The sequence below is a fragment of the Paenibacillus sp. L3-i20 genome (genome assembly GCF_022180385.2).
Lineage (GTDB): Bacteria > Bacillota > Bacilli > Paenibacillales > Paenibacillaceae > Pristimantibacillus.
Genome location: NZ_BQME02000001.1, coordinates 1,281,023 through 1,299,807, shown reverse-complemented (window position 1 = coordinate 1,299,807; position 18,785 = coordinate 1,281,023). Strand labels below are relative to the sequence as shown.

General features: G+C 42.5%; 17 protein-coding genes. All 17 read left to right on the top strand.

Features of this window, described 5'->3' with window-relative positions:
- Window positions 1-71 precede the first annotated feature (71 nt).
- The 17 genes from MFF31_RS06155 (at window position 72) to argB (ending at window position 18,783) form a co-directional block, all read left to right on the top strand.
- Window positions 72-1,265 carry a class I SAM-dependent methyltransferase gene (locus tag MFF31_RS06155; RefSeq protein WP_238187186.1) on the top strand — a complete coding sequence of 398 codons (1,194 nt, stop codon included), beginning with the start codon at window positions 72-74 and terminating at the stop codon, window positions 1,263-1,265.
- A complete protein-coding gene (locus tag MFF31_RS06150) occupies window positions 1,262-2,779 on the top strand; it encodes a glycosyltransferase (RefSeq protein ID WP_238187185.1) in 1,518 nt (505 codons plus the stop codon). Before MFF31_RS06155 ends, MFF31_RS06150 begins: the two co-directional genes overlap by 4 nt.
- Window positions 2,776-3,546 (top strand): glucose-1-phosphate cytidylyltransferase, encoded by a 771-nt coding sequence (gene rfbF / locus MFF31_RS06145; RefSeq protein WP_238187184.1) that lies wholly within the window; start codon window positions 2,776-2,778, stop codon window positions 3,544-3,546. The genes MFF31_RS06150 and rfbF overlap by 4 nt, the downstream gene beginning before the upstream one ends.
- Window positions 3,546-4,601 carry a CDP-glucose 4,6-dehydratase gene (rfbG, locus tag MFF31_RS06140; protein WP_238187183.1) on the top strand — a complete coding sequence of 352 codons (1,056 nt, stop codon included), beginning with the start codon at window positions 3,546-3,548 and terminating at the stop codon, window positions 4,599-4,601. Before rfbF ends, rfbG begins: the two co-directional genes overlap by 1 nt.
- Before the next feature lie 9 nt (window positions 4,602-4,610).
- Window positions 4,611-5,852 carry a class I SAM-dependent methyltransferase gene (locus tag MFF31_RS06135; RefSeq protein WP_238187182.1) on the top strand — a complete coding sequence of 414 codons (1,242 nt, stop codon included), beginning with the start codon at window positions 4,611-4,613 and terminating at the stop codon, window positions 5,850-5,852.
- A gap of 23 nt (window positions 5,853-5,875) precedes the next feature.
- Window positions 5,876-6,613 carry a cephalosporin hydroxylase family protein gene (locus tag MFF31_RS06130; protein WP_238187181.1) on the top strand — a complete coding sequence of 246 codons (738 nt, stop codon included), beginning with the start codon at window positions 5,876-5,878 and terminating at the stop codon, window positions 6,611-6,613.
- A 20-nt stretch (window positions 6,614-6,633) separates the two neighbouring features.
- Window positions 6,634-7,167, top strand: coding sequence for a dTDP-4-dehydrorhamnose 3,5-epimerase (gene rfbC, locus MFF31_RS06125; RefSeq protein ID WP_238187180.1), 534 nt, complete (start codon window positions 6,634-6,636; stop codon window positions 7,165-7,167).
- Entirely contained in the window at window positions 7,164-8,081 is a 918-nt protein-coding gene (locus MFF31_RS06120) for an NAD-dependent epimerase/dehydratase family protein (RefSeq protein ID WP_238187179.1), read from the top strand. Before rfbC ends, MFF31_RS06120 begins: the two co-directional genes overlap by 4 nt.
- 328 nt (window positions 8,082-8,409) lie before the next feature.
- The gene (locus MFF31_RS06115; protein ID WP_028599014.1) at window positions 8,410-8,607 is read left to right on the top strand and encodes a cold-shock protein; all 198 of its coding nucleotides are present in this window, start codon (window positions 8,410-8,412) and stop codon (window positions 8,605-8,607) included.
- Window positions 8,608-8,725: 118 nt separating this feature from the next.
- A complete protein-coding gene (locus MFF31_RS06110) occupies window positions 8,726-9,826 on the top strand; it encodes a DUF2920 family protein (RefSeq protein ID WP_238187178.1) in 1,101 nt (366 codons plus the stop codon).
- Window positions 9,827-9,920: 94 nt separating this feature from the next.
- Complete coding sequence (gene hpf, locus MFF31_RS06105) at window positions 9,921-10,466, top strand: ribosome hibernation-promoting factor, HPF/YfiA family (protein ID WP_238187177.1); 546 nt, start codon at window positions 9,921-9,923, stop codon at window positions 10,464-10,466.
- Window positions 10,467-10,621: 155 nt separating this feature from the next.
- Window positions 10,622-13,132, top strand: a complete 2,511-nt coding sequence (gene secA / locus MFF31_RS06100; protein WP_238187176.1) for a preprotein translocase subunit SecA — start codon at window positions 10,622-10,624, stop codon at window positions 13,130-13,132.
- Between the two features lie 26 nt (window positions 13,133-13,158).
- A protein-coding gene (gene prfB / locus MFF31_RS06095; protein ID WP_238187175.1) for a peptide chain release factor 2 occupies window positions 13,159-14,266 on the top strand; the annotation gives its coding sequence in 2 pieces (ribosomal slippage) (window positions 13,159-13,230 and window positions 13,232-14,266; 1,107 coding nt in all).
- Between the two features lie 177 nt (window positions 14,267-14,443).
- On the top strand, window positions 14,444-15,277 hold the full coding sequence (locus MFF31_RS06090; RefSeq protein WP_238188506.1) for a YitT family protein: 834 nt from the start codon (window positions 14,444-14,446) through the stop codon (window positions 15,275-15,277).
- A 342-nt stretch (window positions 15,278-15,619) separates the two neighbouring features.
- Window positions 15,620-16,669, top strand: coding sequence for an N-acetyl-gamma-glutamyl-phosphate reductase (argC, locus tag MFF31_RS06085; protein WP_238188505.1), 1,050 nt, complete (start codon window positions 15,620-15,622; stop codon window positions 16,667-16,669).
- 35 nt (window positions 16,670-16,704) lie between these two features.
- A complete protein-coding gene (gene argJ, locus MFF31_RS06080; protein ID WP_238187174.1) occupies window positions 16,705-17,946 on the top strand; it encodes a bifunctional ornithine acetyltransferase/N-acetylglutamate synthase in 1,242 nt (413 codons plus the stop codon).
- A 30-nt stretch (window positions 17,947-17,976) separates the two neighbouring features.
- Window positions 17,977-18,783, top strand: a complete 807-nt coding sequence (gene argB / locus MFF31_RS06075) for an acetylglutamate kinase (RefSeq protein ID WP_238188504.1) — start codon at window positions 17,977-17,979, stop codon at window positions 18,781-18,783.
- Window positions 18,784-18,785 lie beyond the last annotated feature (2 nt).

Sequence of the window (18,785 nt, the reverse complement as noted above, 5' to 3'; positions counted from 1 at the left end):
CACAGGTCGCCACGTGCGGCATTTTACAATGCCTTACATTATGATATTCGTCCTAACAGGAGGTGTACCAAGTGAGTATCAACAATTGCCCCGTCTGTAATTCATTACATTTATCAACTGTGTTAACCCGCACCAATATCCCAGTATTCCAGAATGTATTGATGACAAGTGCTCAGGAAGCACGTCAAATCGTCAGAGGAGACCTTTCCATTACGGAGTGTTCGAATTGCGGATTTGTTTTCAACCGAACATTTGACTCAAGCAAAGTTGTCTATGACAGCCAATATGAGAATACCCAATCCTATTCTACTTATTTCGAGCAATACCTTGATGACCTTGTGACTGACTTAGTAACCAAACATGGAATAAGGAATATGAATGTTGTAGAAGTTGGTTGCGGAAAAGGACTTTTTCTAAAAAAAATCGTGGATTTTGGAGACAATGCTGGATACGGATTTGATCCTAGTTATATTGGTCCCGATGTGCTGCAAGAGGGGAAGTTGAAATTTGAGAAACGGTTGTATGATGAGCAATGTACTCATGTACAAGCGGATGTTGTCATCTGTCGTCATGTAATTGAGCATATCTCAGAGCCCGTATCGTTATTAAAAGCGATTAGAAATGCACTAATAAATTCCCCTCATGCGAAGGTGTTCTTTGAGACACCATGCGTTGACTGGATATTGGACAATAAAGTTATGTTTGATTTCTTTTATGAACATAACTCTTATTTTAATAGACATTCCATTACTAGAGCGTTCCAGTTAGCTGGATTTGACATATTAGAAGTAAAAAATGTCTTCAACGGTCAATACTTGTGGATTGAAGCTCAAGTTAACACAACTATCGAACCAGCTCATCAACCTAAGCAACCCCTTCTTCAAGATCAAGCAAAAAGTAAGCTGTTCGCCCAGCACGAAAGTAGGTGGAGAGAAACAGTCCATTACAATCTTGAGCACTATCTGGCGATAGGCAAGACAGCCATATGGGGTGCCGGGGCGAAAGGGGTGACCTTCTTGAACCTTATCGACCCTGACAGAGCATACATTGATTTCGTCATTGACGTTAATCCGAACAAAATAGGCAACTTTTTGCCCGGAACGGGTCATGAAATAGTTAGTATCGAGGCCATCGCTCAAAGAGGGATATCAACAGTTATTGTTATGAATCCCAACTATATTGATGAAAACAAGTCTCTGATCGCAAAGCATCAAATAGATGTGAAGCTCATCAGCATCGAGGAATGGAGTGTGAATGAGCCATGAATAAAGAAGAGATTTACGAGTTAATAGAGGCTAATAAATACAATGAAGCTGAGAAGTACCTACTTGAAGAAATAGCCAAACAATCAGATGATGCAAACATACAGTATCTTGTAGCAACTGTACAGCAGCGACTGGGTCATTTCGAGCGGGCTATTTCTTTTTATGAGCAGTCATTGGAGACGACAAAGGATACTGTTCTTCAAAAGACGATAGCTTGCAAAATTGAAGAATGCAAAGAGCAGCTGGAAACAGTAAAGAAACCATTAGTAAGCATTGTTCTATTAGCCTATAACAAATTGGATTTTACAAAAATGTGTGTAGACAGCATCTTTAAGTACACCTCGCACATCGATTTCGAGCTTATAGCGGTCAACAACGGATCGTCGGATGGAACAATGGACTATTTCAATAGTTTACCAGCTAACACTAGACCGGTTCATCTACCTGTGAACCAAGGTGTGGTTGGCGGATTTAATGAAGGAATGAAAATTGCGAGAGGGAAATATACGGCTAGTGTATGTAATGATTTTATTTTTACAACGAGATGGCTGGATAATCTATTGGCTTGCATTGAATCAGATGAATCGATTGGGTACGTATCACCAGGTGCAGGTATCATTAGTAATTTCCAACGAATTCCGGCAGCGTATAACAATATAGATGAATTACAACAATTTGCTGCTGGATATAATCAAACGGATCCCCTTAAGTGGCAAGAAAGAGTCAGACTGCTGCCATGTGTTCTCATGGTGCGTACAGCACTGCTCAAGGAGATTGGATATTACGACCCGGCCTACTATTATGGCGAGTTTGCGGATGATGATATTAGCTTTCGAATTAGAAGAGCGGGTTATAAGCTTGTTTTCTGCGGGGATACGTATACACATCACTTTGGTTCAGTGACGGTCGGTACCGATCAGATTCAAAATAATTCGTTAGCTATTTGTAGAGACGTATTCAGAAATAAGTTTGGCTTAGACTCGTGGGACGGGTGTGATTTTCAACCCATTATGTTGGAGACTTTAGACGTTAAATCTACTCGTGACCCTGTGAAAATATTGGGCATCAACACGAAATGCGGAAGTAATCCACTTCAAATAAAAAACATGCTTAGAGCAAAAGGGAACTTCGATATAGCTATTCATAGCTATTATTGGGACAGTAAATACAAGCTTGATATCGAAACCGTTTCAGATCGAACCATTGTTGGTTCTCTCTCCGATATGAGCACGATCCTTGGTGATGAAAATTTTTATTCGTATATCGTATTAGAAATTGACTTAGATACACTGCAAATTAATAAAAATATATTCAATGATGTAGCTTACCTGCTTACTGATGAAGGACAGCTTGCTTGTCGAATTAGTTTCACTGGGTTAAATGGAGCCGCCGTAATCAATGAAACGCAATCTATTCTAGCAGCAGGTTTTGAAATTATATCTACACAGATGATTGGCAATTTAATTGGTGGCCAAGATTTGCTTGTATCCGCCAGGCGGAGGGATAAGGTATGAAGGCAGTAATTCTTGCTGGCGGGCTTGGTACTAGAATTAGTGAAGAAACAATTATCAAACCTAAACCCATGGTGGAGATCGGGAGTCAGCCTATTCTGTGGCACATTATGAAGATGTATTCGCACTATGGCATTAACGATTTTATTATTTGCCTTGGATATAAAGGTTACTTAATTAAAGAATATTTCTCGAACTACTTCTTGCATACGTCGGATGTAACCTTTGATATTCGGAACAACGAAATGAAGGTGCACCGCAATGCTTCCGAAGCATGGAATGTAACTCTTATTGATACAGGTGAACACTCGATGACAGGCGGAAGGTTGAAGCGTGTGGAGAAATATGTGGAAGGTGAAACGTTTTGTTTTACGTATGGCGATGGGCTAAGTGACGTGAACATTGCCGAATTGATTGCTTTCCATCAAAAGAACAACAGAAAAGCGACCGTTACAACGGTTAGACCGCCAGGGCGATTTGGTGTCATCGAGCTGGAGAATGATCGGGTAAGTGGCTTTAGGGAGAAGCATGAAGGGGATTCAACATGGATTAACGGCGGTTTCTTTGTACTGGGACCAGAGGTGTTTAAATATATTGATAATGACGCGTGTATATGGGAGAACGGGCCGATTGAGAGTCTCGCTGCGGAGAAGCAGCTATCTGCGTATTTGCACGATGGGTTCTGGCAACCAATGGACACCTTGCGCGATAAGATGAAGCTGGAGGAATTATGGACGACGGATAAGGCCCCTTGGAAGGTGTGGTCGTAATGCAGGGAACATTTTGGCGGGGCAAAAAAGTATTCCTGACAGGACATACCGGTTTTAAGGGGAGTTGGCTTGCGCTTCTCCTTCTTCAGCAGGGAGCCGATATTTATGGATACGCTTTGCAGCCTCTCCAGCCGAATGATCTCTTTCATGTCGTACAACTCTCCAATGTGATGAATTCACAATTTGGGGATATACGGAATTATGAAACGCTTAAGCGGGCTATTACGGACTACCAACCCGATATTATTTTCCACTTGGCAGCACAGCCATTAGTTCGAGCTTCATATAATAACCCAGTAGAAACGTTCTCTACAAACGTGATGGGAACGGTACATCTTCTAGAGGCAGCAAGGCATGTAGATTCGCTCAAGGCGATCATTAATGTAACAAGTGATAAATGTTATGAAAATAGCAGAAATGTGCAGAAAAGTTTTGTGGAAAGCGATGCGATGGGCGGGCATGATCCTTATAGCGCAAGTAAGGGTTGTGCAGAACTTGTGAGCACAGCCTATACACGCTCATTCTATGGTGCGAATGACAAGTATATAGCTTCGGCAAGGGCGGGGAATGTCATTGGCGGGGGCGACTGGTCGAGGGATCGAATTATTCCTGATTTCGTCCGTTCGATTATGAATCAAGAAGCGATTAATATCCGTCAGCCGAAGGCGGTTCGTCCATGGCAACATGTACTCGACTGTATTCACGGTTATATGCTCCTAGCGGAAAAGTTATGGAGCGAGCAAGATACTTTTACAGGAGCTTGGAATTTTGGTCCCTCTGCTCAAGATTTCAGAACGGTCGAACAATTAATAGAGAGCAGTCGGAGTTATATGCCACGTACTGTTGATGTTCAATATTCGACTACGGGAGGGCCATATGAAGCGACGTATTTAGTTTTGAATAGTCAGAAAGCACATGATCAACTAGGTTGGATACCCAAGTTAGCGTTTTCCGAAGCTGTGGAATGGACGATGGAGTGGTATGAGAGTTATTTGAGCGGGATGAATATGTCTGCGGTAACAAATGATCAAATTAGAAACTACAATACACTTTAGGAGATCGGTATGGGAAAAATAAATGTTTGCAGATTATGCGGTGATCCTCTCAAGGATCTGTTTTTGGATTTGGGCATATCCCCATTAGCCAATAGCTATGTCCATTCGGAACGCTTGCAGCAGTCGGAAGCGATGTATCCTCTAAAAACGTACGTGTGCGGCGGCTGTTTTCTTGTCCAAATCGAGGATTATGAATCGCCGGAGCATATATTTAGCGATTATGCCTATTTTAGCAGCTATTCAGAAAGCTGGCTTGCGCACAGCAAAGCATACGTAGATAAGATGATGGACAAATACAAGTTCAACAGGAACCACCAAGTTATTGAAATTGCGAGTAATGACGGCTATTTGCTACAGTATTTTGTTGACTATAACGTGCCTGTGCTTGGAATTGAGCCGGCGGCTAACGTTGCTGCGATTGCAGAAGAACGAGGGGTGCCGAGCGTTGTCGATTTTTTTGGGACGAAGCTTGCTTCATCGCTGGTTAATCAGCAAAAAGGCGCAGACCTATTGTTAGGTAATAATGTGTTAGCGCATGTTCCGAATCTGAATGATTTTGTAGCAGGTATGAAAATAGTGCTGAAGCCGGCGGGCGTTATTACGATGGAATTCCCGCATTTGCTGCGTCTAATTGAACATGTGCAGTTCGACACTATTTATCACGAACATTATTCTTATTATTCGTTGCAGACGGTAAGCAAGTTATTTCATAAACATGGTTTAACGGTGTTTGATGTTGAGCACTTACCTACACACGGCGGTTCATTGCGTATCTATGCAAAACATAGCGAGAACGAGGAGTATGAAGTTTCACCAGCTGTATATGACACTCTAGCTATGGAGCATAACTTTGGGATAACAAATTTAGCCCAATATGCTGCTTTCAAAAAAAGAGCTGTACAGTTGAAAAGAGACATTGTCAGCATGTGCATCTCTATTAAAGATCGGAATGAAACGATCGTTGGCTATGGAGCTCCTGCTAAGGGCAATACACTGCTTAATTATTGTGGACTGGACGCCGATTATATCGACTACACCGTTGATCGAAGTCCTCATAAGCAAGGTCATTGCTTGCCAGGCTCACGAATACCCGTTTTCTCGCCAGAGCGCATTAAAGAAACAAAACCGAACTATGTATTTATATTTCCTTGGAATTTGAAAGATGAAATTATATCGCAAACAGCATTTATACGCGAGTGGGGTGGGAAATGGATTATTCCAGTACCTCAAGTCATCATTATTGAAAAATAATAAATAAGGGATAGGTGATTGACATGGATAAAGCAGCATTTGAATTGGAGAAAATACAAAACATTCAAGCGTTAGGAAATAATGAAACGCTGAAAAAGACAGCGCACGATTTTATTCTCCAGCAAGTGGAACATAAGTATACGTATAATTTTACATGGTTAGGCATACCGATTATTCAATTCCCACAAGACATGATCGCACTCCAAGAGGTTATTTGGAAGGTTAAGCCAGATGTCATTATTGAAACTGGCATTGCCAGGGGAGGATCGGCTATTTTCTATGCCTCTCTTCAAAAACTAATCGGAAATGACGGGATTGTCATCGGTGTAGATGTAGATATTAGACCACATAATAGAGTCGAAATAGAGAATCATCCATTATCTAAAAACATTTATTTAATTGAAGGAGATTCTGTAAGCCAGGAAGTTTATAAACAAGTAGTAAACATCGTCTCGAATCGCAAATCGGTCCTCATTATACTTGATTCCAATCATACGCATGAACATGTATATAAAGAGTTGGAAGTCTATTCTCCATTAGTCAGCGAGAATAGCTACTTAATCGTGCTTGATACAGTAGTGGATGATATGCCTGACCACTTTTTTGAGGATCGTCCTTGGAAAAGCGGTAACAGCCCTAAAAGTGCGGTTCGACAGTTTCTAAAACACAATCAGCAATTCGTTGTGGATAAAAGTATAGAAGATAAACTCTTAATCACGGTTGCTCCGGAAGGGTATTTGAAGCGTTTGCCAAATGAGTAAATTGATACGGAGGTTACACGTTGAAGTTTATAGAAACAAACCTAAAGGGCTGTTTTATCGTAGAACTGGAACCCATTATGGATGAAAGAGGTTATTTTGCTCGCAGCTGGTGCTCGGAAGAGTTTGCTGCATACGGTCTCCAGACCTCTTTTGTTCAAAGCAACATCTCTTATAATGAACGTAAAGGAACTTTGCGAGGTATGCATTATCAAGCTTATCCCCATGAGGAAAGTAAGCTTGTACGCTGCACAAGGGGAGCCATTTATGATGTTGTCATTGATTTAAGAGTAGATTCTCCTACTCATAAGGAGTGGTTTGGCCTGGAGCTTACGGAAAATAACGGGACGATGCTATATATCCCGCAAGGCTTAGCACATGGTTTCCAAACATTATCCCATCATACCGAGGTGTCCTATCAGATGGGGCACTTCTTTCATCCTGCCTCTTCACGTGGTATAAGGTGGGACGATCCATTATTCAACATACAATGGCCCTATGAAGAAAGTAGAATTATATCAGATAAAGATCTGGGATACGGCAGGTATGAGGCATGAAGAAAATTATTGTTACTGGTGCTAATGGATTTGTAGGCAAACATGTTATTGAGTTGTTAAAGCATTCAGAGCATGTGGTATATGCCCTGACGACCCATATTGGGGATAAAAAAAATGATGAGCGGATTAGTTGGCATGAGGTTGATTTGCTGGATGAAAAGGAAGTTTCAGATTTATTTAAAGAACTTGAGGCTCCAACTCACTTATTACATCTAGCATGGGATACTACGCCGGGGCTATATTGGCACTCAACGTCGAATGTTCAATGGGTAAGAGCTACTTTATCTTTAATAGACGCTTTTAAAGCGGCAGGAGGTCGGCGTTTTGTTGGTGTAGGTACATGTGCAGAATATAACTTTACTGCTGAGCTTTGTCACGAAGATGAAACAGCGTTATCGTTTACGACGATGTATGGTTCATGTAAAAATACGTTGCAGCAATTGCTGAGCGCCTACAATCAAAAAAAATGTTTTTCTACCTCTTGGGCGAGGTTATTTTATATGTATGGACCTAATGAACACCCCTTACGCCTCGTACCTTCAGTCATTCAGTCATTAATGTTGGGCAAGACAGCAAATTGCTCTCATGGTAACCAAATACGCGATTATTTGTATGTAAAAGATGTTGCATCTGCTCTTGTTGCGTTAGTGGAGTCCGACATAACTGGGCCAGTCAATGTTGCATCAGGTATACCGTATCTCTTAAAGGATCTCGTCAATGAAGTAGGTTGCCTTATGGGGGAAACGGAGCTAATTAAGCTAAATGCCATTCCATCTCCTCAAAGCGAGCCGCCGATGATCGTGGCGGATACGAGTAGATTAACTAACATTGTAGGGTGGAAGCCAACTTATTCTATGAAAGAAGGGCTTAGCGAAACAATTGAGTGGTGGCGAGAACAGTTGGTCGTACAGTAAGAAAGGAGAGCTAAGATGTCCCCTCTGAATATATTGAAATAAGAGGGGGATGGAATCAGCACAGACAAAAGCGCTAAGAGTTGCTGGGCAAATAATAAATTCACCTTCTATTGAATTTGGGATTCTATTCCCTTTTTTTATATATAAAAAAAGGGAGGGAGATACGGGGTTTAGTCAGTTGTAGAGGGGGCTAATCCCAGTAATAGCAACAATGAATTCGCTTACAATAAATTGTTTGACAATTCCATTAATGAGGTGTTATAGTCAAATTGTGGGTCACACTTAAATGACGCCTCACAGCATTTGAAGATGAAGGGAATGTTTGCACATGCAAGGTAAAGTAAAATGGTTTAACGCAGAAAAGGGTTATGGATTTATTGAAACTGAGCAAGGCGGCGACGTATTTGTTCACTTCTCCGCAATTCAATCCGAAGGCTTCAAGACTCTTGAAGAAGGTCAATCGGTTGAGTTCGACATTGTAGAAGGCGCACGCGGTCCACAAGCTGCAAACGTAGTCAAACTGTAATCATCCGGCTATCATCAGCCACCTTATAGATGGTACAATTGACAGTGTCTATTACTGAGCTCCGGACATCCGGGGCTTTTTCTTTATTTGTAGTCAACTAGATGAAGCGAGGGTTAATATGTCTAAACAGTATGAATTAAAATGGTCTGCTCATCCGAATATACATAATAATTTCAGCCAAAGAGATCTTTCATTTTATTTTTCAGAGCCAGACAATGGGGTGAATGATGATACGGGAATATTACTATTAATCGCAGGATTTGGTGCGAGCACAGATTCAAAAGTATACAAAAAAATGAGAGATGTATGTAGTGATAAGCATAATCTAGTTGTAATTCAGTGTGATTATTTTGGGGAATCCCATATGCAGTCAAAATCAATCGAACCAATAACTATAAGTAGCGAATTCTTAAACAAACAATTTTCTAAAGAAGATATTGTTGAGATTTCACAAGCGCATGATAAATGGGCCAAAATGATAGAAATTAGCCAGAACCGTGGTATTGCTAGCATTCCTGCAAAATTTAAGCCAAATGAATCGCTAGACGATTTTTGTGAGATGGGTTTAATGCAAGCACTAGATAATATAACTGCATTATATTATGTTATCAACATTTTAAAGGATAATGATCTTAACTTTAATAGAAATAAAATTATTGTTTATGGTCATTCACAAGGAGCATATCTAAGTTTACTATGTAATTCCCTTATTCCAGGAGTTTTCGATCTTGTCATTGATAATTCTGGATGGATGTTTCCTCAGTATTTAAAAGGAAATCGAGTTCTGATTGCTGAAATGAATAATTTAGAGATTGACGTAACTTTTGATTATCTGGTGAAAAAGCTTGATTTGGATCATGAAATATTAAACTTACCGTATTTGTATAAACAAGTGGATAATAAAGCACAGATCATTACTTATCAAGGCGTGTCTGATTCCTTAGTACCATATGAGGAAAAGAAATCCTTCGTTCAATCATTAAATAATAGTTATTTTCATTTGGTTACAAATGAGGATGTTGATGGTTCATTATTCAAATCAACCTATCATGGACTAGATGCTGACTTCTTGAACATGTTAGATTATTCACTAAGTCAGTTTAATTTGATAAATGAGACCAAAGATCTCTATCAACAGAATAAATTGATTACTAAGCGAGCAAGTTATGAAATTTATTACGAATCTGGAATTCCCCTGCTAAAGATATCAACTACTTGAACTATTTATCTGAAAATTCTAAATAAATAAAAAACTATTTTGATCTGGGCTCCTGCATATGCTATAATAAGAGCATGTAAAGGAGGAGTGCCCCATGATTTACAACATTCGAGGTCAACACTTTCAGGTAACAGATGCATTGAGAGACTACGTCGAAAAGAAGCTCAGCCGATTGGAAAAATATTTTGAAGTACCAGTCGCCTCCGAAATTAATATTACTCTATCCGTTACGAAAGGGCAGCATACGGTAGAGGTGACGATCCCGCTCGTTGGTGTTTTACTCAGAGCAGAAGAGAAAAGCGGCGACATGTACGCATCCATTGACCTAGTGGTGGATAAGCTGGAAAGACAAATTCGTAAACATAAAACAAAAGTGAATCGTAAATTCAGACAGGGCAGCGGAGTGAAAGCCTTGTTCCGTGAAACAGGCTCCGCAGTAGGCTTGCTTGAGGAGGAAGATGAACTTGAGCTCGTTCGGACGAAGCGGTTCACGCTGAAGCCGATGGATGTAGAGGAAGCAATTTTGCAGATGAATCTTGTTGGTCATAATTTCTTCGTATTCGCTAATGTAGATAATAAGGAAGTAAACGTCGTATATAAGCGCAGCGACGGGAAATACGGGTTAATCGAACAAAACTAGTATACATTATGGAAGAAACATACGAGTATAGCAGCCTGCCTCCATTATTGTGGAGGGGGGCTTTTCTTTTCCCCTGATGGACATACATTGCGACAGACTCTACAAACTGTTACAATTTAAAACAAATAGACCTATTACCGAAAGAGGGGAATACCATGCTCGGACTGGTAAAAAAAATATTCGGAGACGCGAATGAGCGCGAAGTTAAAAGGCTCACGCGCACGGTAGAAGAAATTAATAGCATGGAGTCCAAGTTTACAGCATTGTCTGACGACCAACTACGCGCTAAAACAGATGAGTTTAAAGCTCGCATAGAAAAAGGCGAAGAACTAATTTCATTACTTCCGGAAGCATTTGCAACGGTACGTGAAGCATCGAAACGTACGCTTGGCATGAGACACTTTGATGTACAATTGCTTGGTGGTATGGTTCTTCATGAAGGTAAGATATCAGAGATGAAGACAGGTGAAGGTAAGACGCTTGTTGCTACATTATCTGTTTATTTAAATGCTCTTCTTGGTAAGGGCGTACACGTAATAACAGTCAATAACTATCTAGCTGAACGGGATAGCGAGATTATGGGTCAACTGTACAATTTCCTTGGTATGACAGTAGGCTGTAACTTGCATGGCTTGTCTCATTCAGAGAAGCAAGAAGCTTATGCCTGCGATATTACGTATGGCACGAACAATGAGTTCGGCTTCGATTATTTGCGTGACAACATGGTGCTTTATAAAGAGCAGATGGTACAACGTCCGCTTTATTACGCAATTATAGATGAGGTTGACTCCATTCTAGTCGACGAAGCGCGTACACCACTTATCATTTCTGGACAAGCAGCAAAGTCGACAGAGATGTATCATGCAGCTGATCGCTTTGTGAGCCGATTGAAGGATGTTGAAGACTTTACAATCGATATCAAGCTCCGTAGTGTTATTTTGACTGAATCAGGTGTAGAGAAGGCTGAACGTGCCTTCGGTATAGAAAATTTATTTGATCATGCCAACGTGCTGATTAATCATCATATTCAACAAGCACTGAAAGCTATCTTTATTATGAAGCGTGATGTCGACTACGTCGTGGAAGAAGACGAAGTTGTTATTGTTGATGAATTTACCGGTCGTCTTATGTCTGGTCGTCGTTATAGCGATGGCTTGCACCAAGCGATTGAAGCGAAGGAACAACTTAAGGTTCAGAATGAGAGCATGACGCTTGCAACCATTACGTTCCAGAACTACTTCCGTATGTATCGCAAGCTGTCTGGTATGACAGGTACAGCTAAGACAGAGGAAGAAGAGTTCCGCCGTATTTACGGACTAGATGTAATCCAAATTCCGACGAACCGCCTTTTGATTCGTAAGGATATGCCGGATGTTGTGTACAAGAGTGAGAACGGAAAATTCAAGGCTGTAGTAGAAGAGATTGTGAGACGCCATGCTGACAATCAGCCGGTACTCGTTGGTACAATCTCCATCGAAAATTCGGAGAAGCTTGCTGACATGCTGAAGCGTCGCGGCATTGCTCATAAAGTATTGAATGCAAAATTCCATGCCGAAGAAGCTGAAATTATTTCTCGTGCTGGTCAATATGGATCAGTAACGATTGCGACGAATATGGCTGGTCGTGGTACGGATATCTTGTTAGGTGAGGAAGTTCCAGGAATTGGCGGTCTGCACATTATTGGTACAGAGCGTCATGAGAGCCGTCGTATCGATAATCAGTTGCGTGGTCGTGCCGGACGTCAAGGTGACCCTGGTTCATCACAATTCTATCTATCACTTGAGGATGAGCTAATGCGCCGTTTTGGTGCTGATAATATTATGGCGATGATGGATCGTCTTGGTCTTGATGAAGATCAACCGATCGAAAGCCGTATGATTTCCAGAGCTGTTGAGTCTGCTCAGAAACGTGTTGAGGGAAGCAACTTCGATACACGGAAAGTCGTTCTTCAATATGATGACGTTATGAATCAGCAGCGTGAAGTTATTTATAAACAACGCCGCGCAGTTCTAGAATCCGCTGATATTCGTAATGAAGTCATGGAGATGATCAAGCCTGTTCTGGATCGTATTGTGGATGCACACTGCTCCGAGGATATTCCGGAAGAGTGGGATCTACAGGCAGTTGTGGACTATGTTCATGCGACGTTCCTTGAGGAAGGTTCTCTCAAGAAGGAAGATATATGGGGCAAAGAGAAGGAAGAAATCAATGAGTTCCTTCTTGGCAAGATTACTGCATTCTACGATGAGCGTGAAGAACAGCTTGGCGAAGAGACGATGCGTGAATTCGAAAAAGTTGTTGTACTGCGTGCTGTAGACAGCAAGTGGATGGATCATATTGATGCGATGGATCAATTGCGTCAAGGTATTCATCTTCGTGCATATGGCGGTACTGATCCTCTTCGTGAATACCAATTCGAAGGCTTCGAGATGTTCAAAGAAATGATCGAGAGCATTCAAGAGGAAGTTTCCAAATATATTATGAAAGCACGCGTCGAAAGCAACTTGGAACGTCAAGAGGTTGTAAAGGGGCAGACGACTTCAACAAGCGGCGGCGGTGAAGCTGCAGAGAAGCGTCCAGCTAAGCGTGAAGATCGCGCAGGTCGTAATGATCCTTGTCCATGCGGCAGCGGCAAAAAATATAAGCAATGCCACGGTACGAAGTAAGAATAGGTTGAGGTGAAGCGATAGCCATGTTAGATGTTACTGTGAAACAGGATTTGCGTGAAATGGCGAAGCGTCTCCAAGAACTTAGGGGGTCTCTTTGACTTAGATATTAAGCAAGAGATGATTGCCAATCTTGAAGAAAAGATGTCTTACCCTGACTTCTGGGATGACAATGAGCGTGCTCAAGGCGTTATTTCGGAGTTGAATGCAGTGAAGTCGGTCGTTGAGCAATACGAAAGGCTTTACAACGATCATGAAGAACTCCAGATGATGTTAGAACTAGCTGAAGAAGAGGAAGATGAGTCACTTGAACAAGAACTTACTTCCGGCGTAAAGACATTGCTTGGCAAGATTAGTGACTTCGAGCTTCAGCTGCTGCTCAACCAGCCTTATGACCGACTAAATGCCATCGTCGAGCTTCATCCTGGCGCTGGCGGAACGGAGTCACAGGACTGGGGACTTATGCTCTACCGTATGTATACGAGGTGGGCTGAGAAGCGCGGTTTTAAAGTCGAAGTGCTTGATTATCTGGATGGCGACGAAGCGGGTATTAAGAGTGTTACGATACTCGTTAAGGGCTACAACGCTTACGGCTATCTAAAGGCGGAGAAAGGTGTCCATCGTTTAGTACGTATTTCACCTTTTGATTCCGCTGGTCGACGTCATACATCCTTTGCTTCCTGTGATGTTTTGCCAGAGATTGATGATAATATTGAAATTGAGATTCGTTCCGAAGATCTGAAGGTCGACACGTACCGCGCAAGCGGCGCTGGCGGCCAGCATGTCAATAAGACGGAATCAGCAATTCGAATTACTCACATCCCATCGGGCATTATCGTTGCATGTCAGCAAGAAAGGTCACAGATAGCGAACCGTGAACGCGCAATGAAGACGCTCAGATCAAAGTTGTATGAGCGGAAGATTGAGGAGCAATTGAAGGAGCTTGCCGAAATTCGCGGTGTCCAGTCTGATATCGCATGGGGCAGTCAAATTCGTTCCTATGTGTTCCATCCTTACAGTATGGTGAAGGATCATCGCACATCAGTTGAGACGGGCAATGTAGGTGCTGTCATGGACGGCGACATAGATGCTTTTATTAACGGTTATCTGAGAAGCCAGATTAGGCATGACTAAGGGATAGTATTTTAAATGTAAGTAGTGAAAATAAGTGCAAGATGTAGTTGCGCAATGTTTTGAGGAAGAGTTCCGACACTTATTAAGTGTGGAACTCTTCTTTTTGAGAAAAGGGAGATGGATAGGTTGTCAGAAGTTAAGATTAAACGCGCGGACATCATCAAGCCGAAAAATCCGATGAAAAAAGCAATGTGGAATTTGGCACAGGTGTTGCTTGGTTCAGTCATTGTTGCGCTTAGCTTTAATATGTTTATGGTGCCGAACGGCATTGCATCAGGCGGAGTGTCAGGAATATCCATCCTTATACATGAGGTGCTAGGTATCATGCCTGCTATCACCCAGTGGGCACTCAACATTCCTTTATTCATTGGCGGAGTAATAATGTTAGGTAAGAAGTTTGGGGCAAAAACAGCGTTAGGAACGATTTTACTGCCTTTTATTGTCTTGTTAACAGCTAATATTCCTGTGCCAACCGATAACCCATTACTTGGAGCTATTTACGGAGGAATTGGAGTTGGACTTGGACTTGGTATTGTATTTAGAGGCGGCGGATCTACGGGTGGACTGGATTTAGCTGCACAAATATTACATAGGCTTACCGGTATACCTTACAGCTTGGCGATTGTGATCTTTGATGGTGGTGTTATTATAGCAGCGGGTTTCGTCTTCTCGCCAGAAATTTCGTTATATGCATTGATAGGTTTGTTCGTTACGAGCAAGACGATCGATTTTGTGGAAAATGGTTTGCAGCTCTCCAAAGTTGCTTTTATCATTAGTGATCATACGGAAGCTATTGCCGAAGCAATTTTACATGATTTAGATCGTGGATTAACGAGATTGGATGGTCATGGCGGTTATACAGGTGAAGGCAGAACTGTACTTATGGTTGTCGTAGGGCAGAATGAGGTATCTAAGCTGAAACAGCTCGTACGATCGATCGATGGGCATGCTTTTGTCATCATTAGTAATACGGCTGAGGTGTTAGGACAAGGCTTTAAGCTAGAGAACTAATGGAAATAACAAAAATGGACGAGATCTTTACAAATTATCGATAAAATATAGCTAAAAGATCGTTGTATTAATATTAACTCGAATGTATAATAATACAGTGCACTTGTATATTTTCATGGGCAGAGTATTGATGTACAATAGGAAGTTGTAGGTAATATCCAAATTTACCCTTTGCTTGCAGGGTAGTTACATACTTCATTTATTCATATGTAAAGCAGTGAAAATAGAGTAGGCACATATACAGTTAGCCGCATTCACATGGGGTATGCTCACAGTTGCGGTGTTTCGGCAGTTCGATTAACGACAGCCATTGGTGCCTTCTAGTGACAGGGGAGATTAATGATGAGCACAAAGATTGGAGTAGCCATTGTCGGTTCAACCGGCTATGGTGGTGTGGAATTGATTAGGCTTTTGGCTTCACATCCGTTTGTGGAAGTTACGTCTGTTATTTCATCTTCGAACGCAGGAACACCAATAACAGAAGGGTATCCCCATCTGTTGGGCATTCAAGAGCAATTGCTGGACGATGTTGATCCGACGTTAATTAAATCGAAGGCAGATGTCGTGTTTCTAGCGACGCCTGCTGGTGTTGCATCAAAGTTAGCACCAGAGTATCTCAAAGCGGGTTTGAAAGTGATCGATTTGTCAGGGGACTTCCGATTGAAATCACCCGAGCTCTATGAAGAGTGGTATAAGAGACCAGCGGCAGAGTCTGAATATTTGGAAAAGGCTGTTTTTGGTCTTGCTGAAATTTATGGCGACAACGTTCGTGATGTTGATTTTGTTTCTAATCCGGGCTGTTATCCGACAGCGACATTGCTTGGTTTAGTACCAGCAGTGAAAGCAGGTTGGATTGATCCGTCTACAATTATTATCGACTCCAAAACAGGTGTATCTGGTGCAGGAAGAGGAGCGTCTCTTGGTACCCATTACTCTGAACTGAATGAAAACTTCAAAGCGTATAAGGTGAATCAGCATCAGCATATTCCTGAAATTGAGATGGTATTGTCCGATGCAGCTGGCACACCTGTTATAACAACATTTACAACCCATTTAGTGCCGATGACACGAGGTATTATGTCTACGATGTATGCTCGTATCGAAGGTGAACGCTCTACTAATGATTTCATAGATTTATATAAAAGTTTTTACGAGGGACGACGTTTTGTCCGTGTTCGTCCAGAAGGCCAATTGCCTGCGACAAAAGAAGTATGGGGCTCTAACTATTGCGATATCGGCTTTTCTGTTGATAAACGTACGAATCGGGTAACGATTGTATCTGTTATCGACAACCTTGTAAAAGGTGCTGCGGGTCAAGCGATTCAAAATTTAAATCTTATGATGGGTTGGGACGAAACGTCTGGCTTGCAATTTGTTCCTGTCTATCCGTAATTATATTTGTTTAATAGAAGGGGAAACGATTCACGATGGGGCAGAATTACAATACTTCTCTGTTCTCGGTCGTTGCAGACGGCTCGATAACAACACCACAAGGATTTAAAGCTGGGGGCTTGCACTGCGGGCTCAAAAAAACGACGCGGTATGATCTTGGCGCTATTTTATGTGAAGTACCTGCTACAGCAGCAGGTGTATATACAACAAATGTGTTCCAAGCAGCTCCTCTGCAAGTAACGAAAGAAAGTATTGCTGCTGGCGGAGTATTGCGTGCAGTACTTGTCAACAGTGGTAATGCCAATGCTTGCACAGGTAAGCAAGGCGATGCGGATGCCTATGAAATGCGTGCGCGCTTTGCAGAAGCGATTGGCGTATCTGCAGATCATGTTGCAGTAGCTTCGACTGGCGTTATTGGTGAAAACTTGAAGATGGATAAGGTGAGGAGCGGGATTGATGGCTTGCCTTTGACACTTGATGGAGGAATAGAAGGTGCAGAAGGGTTCTGCCAAGCTATTCTAACGACTGATTTAGTTCAGAAGATGGTATGTGTGGAGCTGGAGCTGAATGGTAAACGTGTTTATGTGGCAGGTGCAGCCAAAGGTTCGGGTATGATTCATCCAAATATGGCTACAATGTTAGGTTTCGTTACGACAGATGCAAATATCGGCAGTGAGTCACTGCAAACTTTGCTTCGTGCGGCAACGGATACGACGTTTAATATGATTACGGTAGATGGCGATACAAGTACGAACGATATGCTTGTTGCGATGGCGAGCGGTTTGGCTGGTAATGAGGAGCTGACGGCAGGGCATGAGGGCTGGCAGGCATTCGCTGGAGCACTTAGATTCGTCTGTGAAGTGCTCGCGAAAGCAATTGCTAGAGATGGGGAAGGTGCTACTAAGCTTGTGGAAGTACAAGTTCGCGGAGCAGTGAGCGATGATTCAGCTCAAGCGATTGCGAAGACAGTCATCGGATCTTCACTTGTGAAGTCAGCAGTATTCGGTGCTGATGCGAACTGGGGTCGCATCATCGCTGCGGTAGGTCGGGCTGGTCAGCCTGTTAATCCAGATACAGTCGATATTCGGCTTGGCGATATTATGACGCTTGAACAGTCTCGTCCGGTGAAGTTTGACGAGGAAATTGCATTAGAGTACTTGAAGGGCGATACGGTTGTCATTCATGTTGATCTTCATATGGCAGATGGAGCGGCTACTGCTTGGGGCTGCGACTTGACGTATGACTATGTCCGCATTAATGCAGCCTATCGAACTTAGGTGAGTGACATGGCGATAGCTGAGAGCGGAATGGAACAGCGCTTTGTGATGAAATGCGGCGGCAGCACGCTAGCTGCATTGCCGGACAGCTTCTTCGATGAGTTGCGCGAGCTGCAACAGTCTGGTGTGAAGCCAGTCATCGTACACGGCGGAGGTCCTGCAATATCGGAGACGTTGACGAAGCTTGGTATCGAGACGGAGTTTGTGAATGGCTTGCGCAAGACCAATGACGATGTACTTGACGTCGTTGAGATGGTACTTGCAGGTCGTATTAATAAAGAGATCGTGCGCAAGATTGGCATAAATGGTGCGCAGGCGCTTGGTCTTTCGGGTGTGGATGGTGGGCTGATTAGCGCCCGACCTGTATCCAATGCATCGGAGATCGGGTTCGTAGGCGACGTAACGGACATAAATGCCGCTATTATTGAGGGAGTTATGGGAATGGGCTATATTCCAGTTATCGCTCCTATCGGTATTGACGGAATGGGTCAACGTTACAACATTAACGCAGATACAGCAGCAGGAGCGGTAGCATCCCATCTAGGCGTAGATCGGATGATTGTTGTGACGGATGTTCCTGGTATTTTGAAGACGGTGAATGGTGAGAAGCAAGTACTTGCTACCGTAACGGTAGCAGAGATCGAAGTGATGATTGCTAGTGGGGAAATTTATGGCGGCATGATTCCGAAGGTGCGTGCGGCAATTCAGTGTATTCAAGGTCGTGTGCGTGAGGTTGTTATTGTAAGTGGTCAAGAAGCAGGCGTGCTTACACGGGCGGTGCGTGAAGGCGGAGTCGGCACAAGCATCGTACAATCGAAAGAAGGACGGGTGATCTAAGG

Coding starts and splice junctions, on each gene's coding strand:
- MFF31_RS06130 (WP_238187181.1), top strand. CDS start 5,876: ATGGATAAAGCAGCATTTGAATTGGAGAAAATACAAAACATTCAAGCG.
- rfbG (WP_238187183.1), top strand. CDS start 3,546: ATGCAGGGAACATTTTGGCGGGGCAAAAAAGTATTCCTGACAGGACAT.
- MFF31_RS06120 (WP_238187179.1), top strand. CDS start 7,164: ATGAAGAAAATTATTGTTACTGGTGCTAATGGATTTGTAGGCAAACAT.
- MFF31_RS06135 (WP_238187182.1), top strand. CDS start 4,611: ATGGGAAAAATAAATGTTTGCAGATTATGCGGTGATCCTCTCAAGGAT.
- MFF31_RS06115 (WP_028599014.1), top strand. CDS start 8,410: ATGCAAGGTAAAGTAAAATGGTTTAACGCAGAAAAGGGTTATGGATTT.
- MFF31_RS06110 (WP_238187178.1), top strand. CDS start 8,726: ATGTCTAAACAGTATGAATTAAAATGGTCTGCTCATCCGAATATACAT.
- argJ (WP_238187174.1), top strand. CDS start 16,705: ATGGGGCAGAATTACAATACTTCTCTGTTCTCGGTCGTTGCAGACGGC.
- MFF31_RS06090 (WP_238188506.1), top strand. CDS start 14,444: ATGAAAAAAGCAATGTGGAATTTGGCACAGGTGTTGCTTGGTTCAGTC.
- argC (WP_238188505.1), top strand. CDS start 15,620: ATGAGCACAAAGATTGGAGTAGCCATTGTCGGTTCAACCGGCTATGGT.
- MFF31_RS06150 (WP_238187185.1), top strand. CDS start 1,262: ATGAATAAAGAAGAGATTTACGAGTTAATAGAGGCTAATAAATACAAT.
- argB (WP_238188504.1), top strand. CDS start 17,977: ATGGAACAGCGCTTTGTGATGAAATGCGGCGGCAGCACGCTAGCTGCA.
- rfbF (WP_238187184.1), top strand. CDS start 2,776: ATGAAGGCAGTAATTCTTGCTGGCGGGCTTGGTACTAGAATTAGTGAA.
- secA (WP_238187176.1), top strand. CDS start 10,622: ATGCTCGGACTGGTAAAAAAAATATTCGGAGACGCGAATGAGCGCGAA.
- hpf (WP_238187177.1), top strand. CDS start 9,921: ATGATTTACAACATTCGAGGTCAACACTTTCAGGTAACAGATGCATTG.